The following is a 15532-nucleotide window of genomic DNA, read 5'->3' as shown; positions in this document are numbered from 1 at the left end:
AAACCTTTTAAAGGGCTTGGTGTTGAAAACATTATATTAAAGCGCTTTCTTTTTTGCAATATTTTTTTGTATAAAAGAAAAAAGAAATAGCTCAGAATGTGTATATATGTATATAGGTATACATATATACAAAATTACTCGTATACTTATATACAAGAATACTTGTAAATGAGTATATAGGTATTATTGTATATTAGTGAATAGAAAACGGGCGAATCCGCCTGGCTAAAGGACTGAGTCACTCTTGAGCTGCTATAGGAAAGTAACCTGCTGCCGGTACATGTACCCTTGGCATGCAAGCATGGCCGCTCTGCTTTTCTGATTATGTAGATTTAATCCAGGAACTTTCTTATACGGACGGAATCGGCATCCTCTCTTTTTTTAAAATAGACTGCTGCTTACCCCCTCTATCTCCCCTCGTCTCGAACGATTGAAAGAACAAAAAGCGGACGATCAGATATTTTCTAAACGAAAGAAAATCAAAAACCATTTATCATGATTAGCACACCATGGTCTCCATGCGCATACTATCCCAATCTACAGTGCAGCCTCAAGAAGGATCTTCTTCACCCCTTGTAGATAAAGAACCTGGTAAATACGACGCCCTGCCCCTACAGCCTGGCTTTGATTTTATACTTAAGTACAACAAACAAGGTCCGCGCCATATCTTGTTGAGTAATACTTTCCCTATGCTTATAGTCAAAGGGAGCGTTTTAAGAATCATCATTTCTTTACTAAGCAGGCAAGTCCAGCTTGTTTAAAAAAATAGCTGATCTCACGGGTCCTTCTGCTTTTGTCAGTAAATTTTAAACATAAATGCAGAATTTTTAGTTGAAAAATAACAGTAAAATATTGTATTCTAAATAAAGTAACTATTTAAAAAACTGTTTTTTTCTCATCAAAAAGCATGATGGGTTCCTATCTTATTTGCACCCTCAATAAACCTGCTTCATAGTAGGTGATAATAGAATGACGCTTTTTTATTACATTGTTTATAAAACACGGCCATATCCCCGTTTTCTCCAAAGAAAACAAGCGTGTACTACTCTACTGCAGACACAAAACTGTTTTATACTTCTTGCAAAAGTCAGCATTCTATTGAAAAGCAGCCACTTTTATTCTTATTTCACGATTAAAATGAGCAGCTGTAAATAACCATATGTTTTTCTCGTAAACATGCAGCCACGAATCACTTCATATGCAAACATATTTTCTCTGTTAAGAAACCATTATAAAAGCAAATAGTTAATTTCTACACTCTGCTTTTAGTAAGGAATTTCGTCTGGATGAAATTGAATACGCTGATCTTCTTTTTGCATCAACTGATTAATTTGTTCCTGCCAGCTTTGTCTGCTGACTTCCTTATGAGGAATTGTGCTCTCTTCCTCTTCTTCCAGCCAGTTAAAAATCGTCGGATGACTAATAAACGTTTCTTCGCGTTTTTTGTATGTAAACATGCGTACGAGAGTGCCATAGAAATAACCATTAAAATCTTTTCTAATTCTTCTTTGCTTATGAGCGAATACAGATTGTTTAAATGCTTCAATTACCATTTCTTCATAAGACTCAAGCACTTGAGAAAGATTAAACTTTTTATAAGCAAGTATGGCTTTGCCCCACAAATGGTAGATGTCTGCTGCTTCATCAAAAAATGGTTTTACAGCTTTGATAAATGTTTGCGGAACGTTTTTTGGTGTAAAGGTGGAACCAAGACGATTCTCCTTACGTAAGATCTTTAAAAGATTTTTATTAAAAGATAAATACTTGGTAGAAACTTTTTTTGTCTGTTCAGCCTTACTCTCACAAGGGATTTCAGCTTTTTCAGCTTGGAAATCAGCTTGGAAATCTGACAGTTGAAGAACTTGTTTCCAGTGATCGAAATAAGGATGGGCTGTGAATAAATGAATAGGTGCACTAAGACCGTTTTGTGTGCTTGAACGCCGGTAGATCGTTTGAATCACGCCATGATCCCGAAGTTTTTTCGAAATATTGCGGACCGTTTTATCTGTAACGCCATACCGGGCGGCCAGGTAGTCATCGCTGGCAAAAAAGAAGCCTTTCTCTGCTGCAAACCAGCACATCATATCGATCGCTTTTCTGGTCCCTTCTTTTAAGCGGTAATACCGATCACCGTAGATGGCTTCAACCATTTTTAAAAGTGTTAACTTCATATCCTGCTGTTCCTGATGTGTTTTAGTGAACGGAACATAATCGTTCATCTCTTTAAATTCACTAACTGAAATTACTACACTTGCAGTCATGCTATTTGCCTCCGTTTCCAGAAAACAAAAAGGCGCATCTACCGTTTATCGGTAAACACGCCGTCGATCTGCAACAGAAAGATACCTCTTGAAAATACCGTCTATTTATCGTAAAATAAACATATAAATAGAGGTATTCAAGAAGGTAAAAGCAGGTGTTTACCGTGGGTGGTTCACGGTGAATGGTTGTAAAGATGTTGGTAGCATCTTTGCAACACGCTTTTGCCTTTTTATTTTTTTAGTTTTCATTTTTGTAGATTCTCTGCTGCCCATTTTTTTGTTTGGTTGTGGACAACTGTTGATATTTCAAATTGTAAACAATAAAAACCCGCACTGCAATAGGGTTTTGGGCGGTTTTGCAATATGGTAGATATGTATACACAAATACATGTATACAAGTAACTATGTATATAAAATAGAATGATTGAAAAATGTATACATGTATACATTAAGACGCTTGAACCCTTGGTACAATAGGGTTTTTCGTTGTGGATAACTTTGCTCACCTTTTAACATTGTAGATAAGTCTACAAAAGTATAAGTAGATAAATCTACTTATCCACACATCTATAAATCTACCGTTTTATTTTTATCCACTTGTGCATAAAAAAAGACTCTTTTTTGGGCGATTTTGATGAAAAAAATAAAAGATACCCCCAGACAATTGGGGGTATCTTTTATTTTTTTCGGCTGGCATAGATGTCGAGTATTAAAGAATACTGTTTCTTTTGTTCTTTAGTAAGGTAGTTCGACTGGTATTCTTCTACTAAGATCTCCAATAGACTGTCGACGCTTTCTGCAATCCCTAAGGTAACAAGGCCATTCAGCTTTTCTTTTGTTGTCGTACTAACCCGAACGGTTGTCGTTCCCGGCTGTACTCTTTTTGTCTGCGTTTCTTTCTTTTCCGGAGGTGTTGGGTCTGTAGCGATGCTAGGTTTATTAAAACTATCATTATCAAGAGAAAAAGTCGTGTTAGGCGTAATTTGCTTGCCTCTGTTTAAGAGCTTATTGGGTTTCTTCTTTAATAAATCAGACATTATTAGTCACTCCTACTTCTTGTTCCCAGCGCTTAAGAAATTCTTCTGTTACTTCGCGATAGCTTTTCATGACTTTTTTGTCGTGCATGTCCTCATCTGAAATTCCAGTAATATCGTAGCGCTTCAAGCGTTCCATATTTTTTACGAGCGTTTCAAAAATATTATGCTCGCCGAAAATCTCTTTTGCGTTTTCAAGTGTAGCAATATCCACAGGCGCACCGTTTTTTAATAAAACAGGCAGGATACCAAGGATATCCATATGTGCATCGTAGTCATCAATCAATGATTGAAGATATTTTGTAAACATTTCAGCACCCTGTAAGCTGCGTTCCTGGGTTTGAAGAACAACTACTACGAAATCAGAAGCATAAAGAGCCGAATCCGTAATATCCGAGATCGTTGGCGGTACATCAATAAAGATAAAATCAAAATCTTTCTTTAATGGTTCTAATAATGTAGAAAAGTATTGTACACGATCTAAATTATTAGGGAATTTTTTTTCCAGAAACTTTGGATAAAGAGCAAAGTCACTGAAGCTTGGCAGCAAATATAGATTGTCCTTTACTTCTGTCACAATACTAGATAAATCTTCCGCTTGAATAGCTGTCATAAGAGTCCGGTCAAAAGAAACAATTTCATCCGATATAAGCGCTTTTGTACGCAAATAAAGGCTCGTTGCATTCGCTTGGGGATCCTGGTCGCTGAGTAATACTTTATATCCCATGTTTGATAGTGTGTAAGCAATCATCGTGCTGTTCGTTGTTTTTCCCGTCCCACCTTTAAAATTTCCAAAAGTAACGACAGTACATGGTTTCGACATTGTAGGCACTCTCCCTTTTTATCTACAATATACATGTAGACATTTGTTATAGTTAAAGTCATCATATCACTTTTTTATTGTTAAGTCTTGTTATAATTGAGTTTTTGTATAGTAAGCGGGATGCAAAAAAGCCATATATACATATCTACAAATATACAAAAATACATGTATACTCATATATCCATCTACTTGTATACGTATTTTTGAATGGAGAAATGAGTAAGGTCCCCTTCTGTACCGTGACCATAAACTACTGTTAGTCTGACTTCTATGTTCCTATGTTATTAAAATCTAAGTAAATTCAGGATGACTCACGTGCAGTTATAGAGAGGTGTCGTCTATCCTCTCTATAGCTGTACGTGTTAAAAGAGGTTGAGTCCGTTGTGTAAGAAAGCTAAAGCTGACTGCCAAAACGATTGTTAAGAACAATTACCTGAGCAGGAAAGGCGTAACCAGTCACTTACTGCGTTAAATACTTTATACAAGTGTATGAATCTAGAAGTGTTAAGAGGAGAAGCGCGAATAAAACTTTCTGCTAACTTCATAGTAAGCTCAGAAATATCGCGTATACAAATATACTCATATATCTGTATACACATATACATATTTATTTGTAGACAGATTAGGTGACTCTGATTAAATATTGATGGATCAATCCTTTTCTTTAAGCATGGCCTTGTACAATGACTTTTATGGGGAGACGGAAAAGAAACCCCTTATTCCCTTGGGCAAAGTAAATAGGTATACACATAGATGGATATACAAATATATATGTATATGCACATACGAATATACATTGAATTCTCCTTTTTGTTCTTTCTGCTCCCTTCTTTAATAGATAAAAGCGAATCACTAAGGAAGTAATAAGCAAGATCAAGTAGAACAGTTTGAACATTTGTATCGCATGTCGGCCATTCTTATACGAGAACCAAACTGGAAAATATAGTAGAGAGCCAGTAAACTCCACTTGCCAGATATCTTTATTTCTTTGAGTTGGAAAAAGTCTTTATGAATGTAAGGCATTGAATAAAGAGAGGTAGACAAAAAATAAAAATAACAGCCTAACCATAGAAGCTTCGCAAGTATACTTATATATATGTATATCCATATACATATATATAAGTATACTAATCTATTTGTATATGGATATACACGCTTAAAAGGAAAGCAAGTATGGGCAGAATCTTTTACTTTGCTTACAAACAACAGCCTTATCAGCAAATAAATAGAAAAGATTACGTAGTTAGTTCTTTGATATTACGGTAGTATGTTTCAACATTCAGCTTAACTCACTTTTATGTAGGTCTTTCTATATGTTCCTGGGCTGTTACCAGGCTGCTTGCTCCCCCTTCCCTTTCATAAAAAGCTAACGGAGTAAAGAAGACGGATCATATGCTCTATGGAGCCATTTGTTCCTTTACGAAGCAGGGTCCTGTTTAAAGGCTAAGAAACATATTTTTGTTCACTGGGAAAAAGAAACATGAGGGGATTAAGGAGTAAAACTGAAAAACAGTATAGAGAGGTGAACTGCTGGCAAGGATCTTAAATCCGGTTAAGAGGAAAATCAATTTCTGCTTGTGAAACGAACCATTCTTTATGCAGGTAATAAAGAAGATTCATCTTAATCATAAGCTAAGCAAATTATAAATATACAAGTATATATGTATATGTGTATATAAGTATAATTGTAAATAAGTATATACATATACATATCTATAAGTATACATTATAAGCGTGCCTACTCTATTTATCTCTTGAAGGAAAACATTTTATACATGCCACAGTTCTAAAACATTTTAATTTCTTCCCCGGAAGGCCTCTCCGTTCATGACCACATTTAGTGGAGTGATAAATTTTTAAAGCAAGGGGGTTGTTCCTTATCTCTCACCACTCAATATACCTCAGTTATCGTGATGAGAAGAGCTTACAGCCTTTTATATCACTCAACCAAAAGTTAAATCAATTGGGCAGCCCTTCAAGAGAAGATAAAAAAGCCTCCCTTTTACTTAAAAAAACAAGTAAAATGAACTCTTTTTATCTTCTCTATAGTTTGTTTTTGAAACAATCTTTTACCGTGTTTCTTCTATTATATAGTGAACGTAATGAACGTAGAGCGAATAGGAAGCAGTGAGAAAAAGTAAGAAGATTTGCTATTCGATAAAATCCAAGTTGCTTGGCTGCTTGAAGAGCTTTTCAATGACCAGCATATTGGTTAGAGGTAATTTCTTGTCTACTTCCTCTAAACAAAACCCATCTGCCCATACTCTTCCTTCTCCAATGAGTAAAACATCGAAGAAAATCGAGGCGCTTTGTTCAGGAACATTCAATACGATAGAATAATGATTTTAGTCAGTTGTTCCTTCAATTGGGCAATCGCTCATATTATCAAATGGTAGTGTGTCATCGTCTGCATTGTCTACCCGCAGCCAAACTGCACATTTTGTGGCATTTTTTTTTTAAAATAGCAGGACAATTTTAAACGCTTCCCCACAATTTGCCCGGCTTGAAAACCTTGCGTCATCGTCCCAAACTGCTACACGATTCTTCACTTTTTACGGCGAGCAGCCCGGCTTTAGTTCCTGTGTGAAAAAAATTCGTATCTATAGAAATGTCATATAGTTCGGGAAGTGAACCACTTAAATACCAGCCTTTAATGGAATCAGTCATACTCATCGCTTGTTCCTCCTCTTCGATCCATATGTTCTTCATCATTTGGCGATACTTTTCTGAAGGCAAGTTGTATACCTCTTTAAAGGTTCGCGTGACTGCTTCTTGTAATTGAAAGTGAAATAAAAAGCGATTGTACTAATGAGTTTCTCAGAATGCAATAATAGCGTTGCAGCCATAGCGAGCCGGCGAATGCGGATATATTCACCAATTGACTTACCTGTTTCTTGTTTAAAGACACGCAGTAAAAGATACGTAGAGTACTCCACTGGGTATGGAAAATAATTCAAGTTAAGAATATCTGTTAAGTTCTCTCAATGAAGGCAATGGCTTTTTGTGTAACCTCGCTATCATACATTCCACTCACCTTAAAACCATCTGGAGGATAATTGTTTGCTTCATACTGCTAAGAGCAGCTCTTCCGAAAACCGTGGTGTTAAATCGAGCGATACATCTTCAGAAAAACGAAATTCACACTTTACAAATTATGTACTTTTCGTGTATTAAAATGGTTTGTTTTCTATTATTATTGTTTTAAATATTAATATTAGTACTAATATTAATATTTAAAAGAAGGGGCTGACAAACTTATCATTAAGCTTATTTTCAGCACAAATCTAATATACACATATACACATATACTAATATACAAGTATTATTGTATATCGGTATATGTGTATATGAATGAAAAATATTCTGTAAATAAATCAATGTTGCTATCCGTACGTTTTCTGCACGTCATTCTCCTTTATTCTTCCGCTCTCTTATAAAATATTTACACGATCAAGGCTGGTAAAGCGAGTACCCATATCATCAGTTACTTTCCGTTTGTTTTAACGATAATCATTCGATTAAATCGCCATGTACAATAAGGTGCCAAAAGACATTTGCTTAAAGAGGATGGTTATATTCGATACAATGAAAATATTATGGTGAATGTCTAGGCTTATACTGATGAGTTCTTTCTATATAATAGGCGTCACAAAACAAATACGGAATTCACCTCCCATAAAAGCACTAACAATTCATATAATGGCTCAACTGAAATAAAAGTAAAAGCAGGATTGATATTGTTTCCCATACAAATACTTCTACTAATTAAATACGCAACTTGACTTCCACAGAAACAACTTTTCAATATTAGTACTAGTATCAATACTAAAATTAGTACTAACATAAATATGAGCAGTCATACTATGTTCATTGCCATATCTGTATCAAAAAAGATACGTACTTTATTTTTAAAGAATGTACTAAAAATAAATACTTCTTTAATCAAACCGCTTATTCAATGTAAATATTAAATGAAATAAAGAGTTTGAAATGAAAATGAAAACAGCCATCAATAAGGAATTTAAGCTTTGTACGGCATCTAGATTAGCTTTCATATGCATCACGACTCTCTTTTAAACATCAAGCAGCTACTGACGTTGAAATGTTTATTGCTATGAATAATGAACAGGCATCGCTAATAGAATATATATTAGTGGGTTTCTATATAAAAAGAATCAGCTTAAACAGAGAGAAAGGGTGGTTAGAAAATGAGAGTAATTGCTATCAACAATAATAAAGGCGGGTCTTTAAAGACGACGACAGCAACAAACCTGGCCGGTGTTTTGGCAGCCGAGGGAAAACGGGTGTTAATCATTGATGCAGACAATCAAAGCAATGTGGCTTTGTCGTTTGGGAAAAATCCAGATGAGTTTGAAGTTAGCTTGTATGATGTGCTAATCAATCAGCTGGAGCCAAAAAAAGCGGTTCAAAATGTCTATGAAAACTTAGATATCCTCCCAGCCAATGACGATTTAATTGGATTTGATTTTGAGGTGATTGGCAAAAGCAAAAAGTATCGCGCACCTTTCTCGATTATGCAGAAAACATGCAGCTCTTTGCAGGATGATTATGAATATATTTTAATTGATACGCCGCCATCTCTTTCTTTGATGGTTGGAAATGTATTTGCTTTTGCAGATTCGGTGTTAATTCCGTTTTCTCCAGAGAGTTATTCCATGCGTTCATTAGTAAAAGTATTGGGAACCATTGATGATTTTAAAGAACAGTTTAACCCAGAGCTGCGGGTGCTTGGAGTTGTTGGAACAATGGTTAATTTCCAGACGATTTTACATCAGGAAGTGATGCAGGAAACACGAAGATATTGCGCGGAAAGCCAGATTCATTTATTTGATTCCTATATTCCAAGAAGCATTCGATTTGCCAGCAGTGTAGCATACGAAAAAGTGCCGGCTACACTTGCAAAAAAGTCCACTGATATTGCGAAAAGCTACTTTGAATTATGGAAGGAGATTAAAGAAAATGAGCAAGCAAGGTAAAGGGTTAGCAGGATTCGGAGCCGTCGCTGCAACAGCCGGTGCAAGGGTACAGCCAGAGAGAGAAAAACAGCCTGAAGCTAGGGTAGAAGAGAACCACAGCATGGTAAATAAAGAGCAAATAAGAGAAGAAAAACAGCAAGATGCATTGAGTAATAGTGTAGGGGACATTCTCCATTCTGTTACTAAAAAGCCCAAGCCAGTTCTTAAGCGGCAGATCAGTGCTTATATTGATGAAGACGTGGCAAAGAAATTGGACAAGTTTGGGAAGGAACACGGGAAGGGAGCCAAGTCTGAGTTAATCAATAATTTTTTAAAAAGCGTACTAAAGTAGAAGTATACATATATACATATATACTAATATATATGTATATATGTATACGAGTATATTTGTATATGGAAGTTAGGGGATTATATACGGAAATGAAAAGCTGCTTTTAGAGAAGACAGCATATGCTGCCTGTTCTTAAGAGCAGTTTTTTTGTATTTAGCTCTATAAGAATAAAAGAAAATAATAAATATTTTTGTACATTTTCGTTAAAGTATTGTTGTTTGGGAACGGTTTAGATAGTATAGTGTAGGGGGCATTTGTACAGAACATTATTAACGGAGTGAGCTTCTTGATTTTTAATTCGTTCGAATTCATTTTTATGTTTCTTCCGGTTGTATTTATTGTTTATTTTGCTTTAAACAAAATTAATTTCACGTTATCAAAAACCTGGTTGTTTTTAGCTTCTTTATTTTTCTACGGCTGGTGGAATCCGATTTATCTGCCGCTGCTTTTGCTTTCTTTAACAGTTAACTATATTATCGGTACCAACCTTGGAAAAATGCATAATCAAAAGAGTAAAAAGATTCTGCTCACAGTTGGGATTTTGTTTAATATTAGTTTGCTGGGCTACTTTAAATATCATGATTTCTTTGTGGAAAATGTAAATGCCGTTTTTGGCACTGATTTTGTGATTTTAAATTTGGTTCTTCCGCTGGCGATCAGCTTTTATACGTTTCAAAAAATCCCTTATCTCGTTGATTCCTACCGTGGAGAAACAAAAGGCTACAATCCATTAAATTATGGCTTGTTTCTTACCTTTTTCCCGCAGCTGATTGCCGGACCGATTGTTCAGCATAATGATGTAATGGTTCAATTTGAAGATAAAGAAAATCGGAAAATAAACTATAACAATATTGCAACCGGTCTTTTTATCTTTGGAATCGGGCTGTTTAAAAAAGTAGGAATTGCAGATACGTTTGCTGTATGGGCGAATGCCGGATACAGCACGCCGGAAAACCTAACATTTGTGGATTCTTGGGTGACATCGCTATCCTATACATTCCAGCTTTACTTTGATTTCAGCGGATACTCTGATATGGCCATTGGGGCAGCTTTGTTGTTTAATATTGTACTGCCGATCAATTTTAATTCCCCATACAAAGCGCTCAGTATTCAGGATTTCTGGAGAAGATGGCATATGACACTTTCCAGATTTTTAACGAATTATATCTATATCCCGCTTGGAGGAAATCGTAAAGGAGCCGTCAGAACCTATCTAAACATTTTAGCTGTTTTTTTTATCAGCGGAATTTGGCATGGAGCCGGGTGGACATTTATTATTTGGGGTATTATGCACGGTGTAGCAAGTGTGATCAACCGATTGTGGAATCGGGCAGGCTTTAAGCTTCCTAAACTGCTGGCATGGTTTATTACTTTCCAATTTGTCAATGTGGCATGGGTGTTCTTCCGTGCTCCATCGGTGGAAGTCGCTCTTCAGGTTTTAAAAAGTATGGTCGGTTTAAACGGATTCAGCCTGCCAGACGATTTGCAGAACAAAGTGTTTAACACCTTGAACCTTCCATATTATGATTTTACGATTATGGATAGCTTCACAAAAGGAGCACTTCTGCTCATTATCGCATTTGGGATTGCTGTTTTTGCTAAGAACTCTATTCAGCTGAAAGATGCATTTAAGCCAAATTGGCCGACAGCTGTTTATCTGGCTGTCCTGGTTATTTATTCGGTTCTTCAATTACAAAATGTATCAGAATTTCTGTACTTTAACTTTTAAAAGGAAAAGCTGCCGATATGGCAGCTTTTTTTGATAGAAAAAAACATGGATGTGCCCGTCCATTATTTGTTTTGCGAACAGTGATTGACCCATATGTGATGACTTGTCATAATAAATGAAACGAAGTCATGAACATGGAATATGAATATGAAGACACAGGCAATTTCAAAAGAGCAGGCATGGGAAATCAGGCACGTTGTGATGTGACCTGAACAGGAACTCGAATATCTTCAATTAAAAGACGATGATAAAGGTCTTCACTACGGGCTGTACAGCGGTAATAAACTCGTTTCTGTTGTATCGTCATTTGAAAAGGATGCTGAAATGCAGTTCGTAAATTTGCGACCTTCCAGAAAGAGCAGGGAAAAGGGTATGGCAGCGAACTGCTTCATTTTCTTTTAAATGAGGCACAAAAGCGGGACGTAAAAAGAATATGGTGCAACGCAAGAAAAGAAAAAGCACTGATTGACCAGAAGTTCAGCTCGGTTGAGACAGAGCAATGTTTTCAACGAGATCGGAAAGAATACATGGTGATAGAAAAGGTTTTTTTATTAACAAATAGGAAACGAGTGAGAGAATGAACGATTTTTCAATTCAAAAGTCAATCCCATATTACGAGCAGTTTTATCATTCAATTAAAAAAATGATTTTTGAGGGAACATTCAAGCCGGGTGAGCGAATTATCGAAAATCAGCTGGCAAAAGAATTTGGAGTGAGCAAAAGTCCAATCCGGGAAGCCATCCGAATGCTGGAAAATGAAGGGTTAGTCGTAACAGATGAAAAATCAAGAGTAAAAGTTTATGAGCCGGCGATTCAGGACGTAGAAGAAATTTATTTTTGCCGAATGGCTCTGGAATCATTTGCGGTTGAACGAATGACAAGTATGGCAACAGAGGAAGAAATTCAAGCCATCCGCCAATTGCTTCAAGAAACCGCCGAGGCTATTGAAAATGAAAGATCAGCGGAAGTAGTTGTCACATTAAATGAGCGGTTCCATCATTTGATTATTGCATTTACACAAAATAAGCGCCTGCAGAAACAGCTGGATGGTTTAAAATCTCTTACGCACTTTTTTCGGATTTTAAATCTTGAAGGAGAAAACAGGGCTGAGGTCATTTTGGAACAGCACCATAAAATCCTTGGCTACATACAGAATAGAGAAGGGAAAAAAGCAGCAGAAGAAATGATCAGCCATCTCAAGCTGGATCTGGATCATTTAAAAGAGGTGCTGCCAGAAGAAACAGAAAATCAAAAATAAGTCTAGTTGGGTAAGCTGCCGGCCATAAAAGCCGCAGCTTTTTTATTTTTAAAAATAAAACGCTTGCATTGTTATAGGTTATTTTATATGATCATTTTATAAACGGTCGACCGTCGACCGAATAGACACTTAGTAAGATAGTGAAAAGGGGCACAAACATGAAAAAGCTGAAAATAGCCAGTATTCCAGGAGACGGGATTGGGAAAGAAGTAGTGCCAGCAGCAACCGATGTGTTGAAAACGATCGCAGAGATTCATGGCGGATTATCTTTTGAATTTAAAGAGTTTCCTTGGAGCTGTGAATACTATCTGGAGCATGGACACATGATGCCGGAAGACGGAATGGACAGACTAAAAGATTTTGATTCGATTTTTTTAGGAGCGGTGGGAAATTTACAGCTCGTTCCGGATCATATATCACTGTGGGGGCTGCTGATTAAAATACGCCGTGAGTTTGAGCAGCAGATCAACATACGTCCTGCCAAAGTTATGAAAGGTGTTCGATCGCCGCTTGCAAACCCAAAAGATTTTGATCTGATTGTAGTCAGAGAAAATAGTGAAGGAGAATATAGCTCGGTTGGCGGAAATATATACAGTGGTGAAGATGAAATTGCGATTCAAAATGCGGTCTTCTCCCGAAAAGCAACGGAAAAAGCGATGCGCTACGCATTTGAATTAGCTGCAAAGCGGAAAAGGCATGTGACCAGTGCAACAAAATCAAATGGCATTACATTCTCTATGCCATTTTGGGACAGCGTTTTTAAAGAGGTAGCCAAAGATTATCCAGATATTCAGCATGATTCCCAGCATATTGATGCTTTGTCTGCTTTTTTTGTTACACGTCCTGAACGATTCGATGTAATTGTAGCGAGCAATTTATTCGGTGATATTCTGACAGACCTGGGTGCAGCCATTATGGGCAGTATTGGCATTGCGCCAGCAGCTAATATTAACGTGAATGGAAAATATCCGTCTATGTTTGAACCTGTTCACGGGTCGGCACCTGATATCGTTGGAAAGGGAACGGCTAACCCGATTGGCCAGATTTGGACAGCTAAACTGATGCTGGATCACTTTGGAGAAGAAGAGCTTGGAGGTGTGCTGTTGGATGTAGTAGAAAGTGTGACAAATGATGGCATCTTAACGCCAGATATCGGCGGAAACAGTACCACAAATGAAGTGACAGCCGAAGTGATAAAGCGATTGAAAGAAGTTGACCGAAAAGGAAAATAAGATGATTTATCAAAAGGAAAAATGGAATGCCTTTTCCTCATACACAATAGGATTACGAAAAAGGCACTAAAATGCATCCCAATGGTTGAACAAAAAATCAACGATCGGGGTGTTTCTTTATGTGAAACTATTGTAAGTAAGGGAAAGCAAGCGGGGGGGCCTTCCTCCTTGATTCATAACTAGCTGGATGGCCTTCTTCAACTTAAACGTGCCATCGGAAACAGCCAGTCATATATAATAGAAGAAACTCGTCCATCTGAAGCGTGACACCCACTTTTTGTGCCTTCTTTCCTCCATTTGGTTTAATATCCTACATAATCTTGCAATATTATTTTTGCAGATATACTTATAGCCGAAGCAAGGAAAAGCCAAAAACTAACCGTTTCATTTGACCAGTTTAAAACGTTAATGACAGCAGGAAAATACGGAGTGAGACATATATTTTATCCTTCACGGAACGAAGGCACAAAGGATTCCATGTCTATAGAGGCAGAGTTTACAATTGTACCATAGGATACAAAATAACATAGAAGCAGTGAATAGTCGTTTTAATAGGAAACAACTTTGACACGCCACACAGTTGTATTTTTTGTATATTTTCTAATAGTAGAAAAGGAGGCGGTTCAGGTGTTAATCAATTTTCAGTTAAAGGACAAAGACGATGTACAAAAATTGAATAAAATTGCGCAAAGCCATTCATTCGATATATGGGTGCAGAGCGACAATCAGCTGTTTGATGCAAAAACCCTTCTAGCTTTGTATACACTTCCGTTTAATAAGCCGCTTCACATTGTAGTAGAAGACAATGTAGATACATCGCTGCTTCGCAAAGAACTATCCTCTTTATAAAGCGATTCACGCAAAAAACGTTTCAGCCTGCAGGCAAGGACTGCAGGCTTTTTGATTCTACACAATATAAAACCTTTATGCTGTTTCCTCCCCATATTTCTGCATCAATAAATTAAATTGCACGGTGGCAGGCATAAATCTGGCAGCAGAAACAACAGCAAAGGAGAGCGTAGATGATTGAAAGAACAAGCAGGGCAGAAAGGCTATGCCAGCAAAAAAAAACACCGCTTTTTCATTGAAAAAGCGATGCTTTTTGTTAATTCATAATTCGTTTTGCTCCAATGTAGCGTTTAGACCAGTAAGAATTGTCCATTGAGGAAATGCTTACTCCGTTTGAAGAAGATGTATGAATAAATTGATTTCCACCAAGATAAATACCGGCATGAGAAGCGCCTTTTTTATACGTTTCAAAAAATACAATATCGCCTTTTTTCAGTGAAGATACTTTTGTGCCGGTTTTATAGATTTCCGCAACTGTTCTTGGAATGCTGACGCCTGCACCCTTTTTGAATGCATATTGTAAAAATCCGCTGCAGTCAAAGCCGCTTGGAGTGGTTCCGCCCCATTTATATGGCGTACCCGTATGTTTTTTCGCTTCGCTGATCACGCTTGAAACACTGCCGTAAGAAGCAGATTTCACTTTTGATGATGTTGTTTTGGTTACACCTAATGCTTTGTATGTATTAGCTCCAACAATTCCGTCAGCCCGCAAGCCGTTCTTTCTTTGGAAATTCATAACGGCTCTTTTGGTGCTTTTTCCAAAATAAGCATTTCGGTAGCTTGAATTAAAGAAACCTTTCTTCTGGAGTAAGCCTTGTAATTGGATTACGTCTTGATGTTTCATATTTGCTTTTAGTGTTCGGTCGCCTAACGCCGCTTCACTGTTAAGTGGCCCGCTAAGCAAAATGCCAGTGACTGTCAATGCCGCTATCAATTTTTTCAAGTTTATTTTCCTCCTGGAATCCGTTTCTCATTTTTTATAGTTTAATATTTTGTTACCTTTATTATATTTTGGAAG

14 protein-coding genes are annotated in these 15532 nt (G+C 36.9%); 8 read left to right on the top strand and 6 right to left on the bottom strand.

Annotation, left to right across the window (positions count from 1 at the left end; genetic code table 11):
* Positions 1-1265: 1265 nt before the first annotated feature.
* The 3 genes from L2D08_RS13235 to L2D08_RS13225 all read right to left on the bottom strand — a co-directional run bounded on the left by L2D08_RS13235 (position 1266) and on the right by L2D08_RS13225 (position 4118).
* The gene (locus L2D08_RS13235; RefSeq protein WP_242234325.1) at positions 1266-2261 is read right to left on the bottom strand and encodes a helix-turn-helix domain-containing protein; all 996 of its coding nucleotides are present in this window, start codon (positions 2259-2261) and stop codon (positions 1266-1268) included.
* Between the two features lie 677 nt (positions 2262-2938).
* On the bottom strand, positions 2939-3298 hold the full coding sequence (locus L2D08_RS13230; protein ID WP_242234324.1) for a DUF5388 domain-containing protein: 360 nt from the start codon (positions 3296-3298) through the stop codon (positions 2939-2941).
* Positions 3291-4118 (bottom strand): ParA family protein, encoded by an 828-nt coding sequence (locus L2D08_RS13225; RefSeq protein WP_242234322.1) that lies wholly within the window; start codon positions 4116-4118, stop codon positions 3291-3293. The genes L2D08_RS13230 and L2D08_RS13225 overlap by 8 nt, the downstream gene beginning before the upstream one ends.
* 2196 nt (positions 4119-6314) lie before the next feature.
* Here L2D08_RS13225 and L2D08_RS13220 point away from each other — a divergent pair.
* Positions 6315-6458, top strand: a complete 144-nt coding sequence (locus tag L2D08_RS13220; protein ID WP_242234321.1) for a hypothetical protein — start codon at positions 6315-6317, stop codon at positions 6456-6458.
* Between the two features lie 177 nt (positions 6459-6635).
* Here the strand turns inward: L2D08_RS13220 and L2D08_RS13215 are convergent, their stop codons facing one another.
* Both L2D08_RS13215 and L2D08_RS13210 read right to left on the bottom strand, forming a co-directional pair.
* On the bottom strand, positions 6636-6791 hold the full coding sequence (locus L2D08_RS13215) for a hypothetical protein (RefSeq protein WP_242234319.1): 156 nt from the start codon (positions 6789-6791) through the stop codon (positions 6636-6638).
* A 35-nt stretch (positions 6792-6826) separates the two neighbouring features.
* Positions 6827-7054: a helix-turn-helix domain-containing protein gene (locus tag L2D08_RS13210; RefSeq protein ID WP_242234416.1), complete on the bottom strand. Its 228-nt coding sequence runs from the start codon at positions 7052-7054 to the stop codon at positions 6827-6829.
* Between the two features lie 1272 nt (positions 7055-8326).
* Between L2D08_RS13210 and L2D08_RS13205 the strand changes: the two genes are divergently transcribed.
* The 7 genes from L2D08_RS13205 to L2D08_RS13180 all read left to right on the top strand — a co-directional run bounded on the left by L2D08_RS13205 (position 8327) and on the right by L2D08_RS13180 (position 14514).
* A complete protein-coding gene (locus L2D08_RS13205; RefSeq protein WP_242234317.1) occupies positions 8327-9115 on the top strand; it encodes a ParA family protein in 789 nt (262 codons plus the stop codon).
* The gene (locus tag L2D08_RS13200; RefSeq protein WP_242234315.1) at positions 9099-9446 is read left to right on the top strand and encodes a hypothetical protein; all 348 of its coding nucleotides are present in this window, start codon (positions 9099-9101) and stop codon (positions 9444-9446) included. The genes L2D08_RS13205 and L2D08_RS13200 overlap by 17 nt, the downstream gene beginning before the upstream one ends.
* 286 nt (positions 9447-9732) lie before the next feature.
* Positions 9733-11175: an MBOAT family O-acyltransferase gene (locus L2D08_RS13195; protein WP_242234313.1), complete on the top strand. Its 1443-nt coding sequence runs from the start codon at positions 9733-9735 to the stop codon at positions 11173-11175.
* 383 nt (positions 11176-11558) lie between these two features.
* A complete protein-coding gene (locus L2D08_RS24480) occupies positions 11559-11756 on the top strand; it encodes a hypothetical protein (protein ID WP_375337585.1) in 198 nt (65 codons plus the stop codon).
* Positions 11753-12433 (top strand): GntR family transcriptional regulator, encoded by a 681-nt coding sequence (locus L2D08_RS13190; protein WP_242234312.1) that lies wholly within the window; start codon positions 11753-11755, stop codon positions 12431-12433. Before L2D08_RS24480 ends, L2D08_RS13190 begins: the two co-directional genes overlap by 4 nt.
* 158 nt (positions 12434-12591) lie before the next feature.
* Complete coding sequence (locus L2D08_RS13185) at positions 12592-13665, top strand: tartrate dehydrogenase (protein ID WP_242234311.1); 1074 nt, start codon at positions 12592-12594, stop codon at positions 13663-13665.
* A 627-nt stretch (positions 13666-14292) separates the two neighbouring features.
* Positions 14293-14514, top strand: a complete 222-nt coding sequence (locus L2D08_RS13180) for a hypothetical protein (RefSeq protein WP_242234310.1) — start codon at positions 14293-14295, stop codon at positions 14512-14514.
* Positions 14515-14770: 256 nt separating this feature from the next.
* Here L2D08_RS13180 and L2D08_RS13175 read toward each other — a convergent pair whose 3' ends face one another.
* Positions 14771-15457, bottom strand: coding sequence for a C40 family peptidase (locus tag L2D08_RS13175; RefSeq protein ID WP_242234309.1), 687 nt, complete (start codon positions 15455-15457; stop codon positions 14771-14773).
* Positions 15458-15532: the final 75 nt, after the last annotated feature.

This window comes from Domibacillus sp. PGB-M46, assembly GCF_022668875.1.
Classification (GTDB): Bacteria; Bacillota; Bacilli; order Bacillales; family Domibacillaceae; genus Domibacillus.
Note: the sequence above shows the minus strand (reverse complement) of the source record. Positions and strands in the feature narration are given on the sequence as shown.

Bases quoted from the DNA above. Each gene is read 5' to 3' on its own strand.
- L2D08_RS13235 (WP_242234325.1), bottom strand. From the start codon at position 2,261: ATGACTGCAAGTGTAGTAATTTCAGTTAGTGAATTTAAAGAGATGAAC.
- L2D08_RS13230 (WP_242234324.1), bottom strand. From the start codon at position 3,298: ATGTCTGATTTATTAAAGAAGAAACCCAATAAGCTCTTAAACAGAGGC.
- L2D08_RS13225 (WP_242234322.1), bottom strand. From the start codon at position 4,118: ATGTCGAAACCATGTACTGTCGTTACTTTTGGAAATTTTAAAGGTGGG.
- L2D08_RS13220 (WP_242234321.1), top strand. From the start codon at position 6,315: ATGACCAGCATATTGGTTAGAGGTAATTTCTTGTCTACTTCCTCTAAA.
- L2D08_RS13215 (WP_242234319.1), bottom strand. From the start codon at position 6,791: ATGAGTATGACTGATTCCATTAAAGGCTGGTATTTAAGTGGTTCACTT.
- L2D08_RS13205 (WP_242234317.1), top strand. From the start codon at position 8,327: ATGAGAGTAATTGCTATCAACAATAATAAAGGCGGGTCTTTAAAGACG.
- L2D08_RS13200 (WP_242234315.1), top strand. From the start codon at position 9,099: ATGAGCAAGCAAGGTAAAGGGTTAGCAGGATTCGGAGCCGTCGCTGCA.
- L2D08_RS13190 (WP_242234312.1), top strand. From the start codon at position 11,753: ATGAACGATTTTTCAATTCAAAAGTCAATCCCATATTACGAGCAGTTT.
- L2D08_RS13185 (WP_242234311.1), top strand. From the start codon at position 12,592: ATGAAAAAGCTGAAAATAGCCAGTATTCCAGGAGACGGGATTGGGAAA.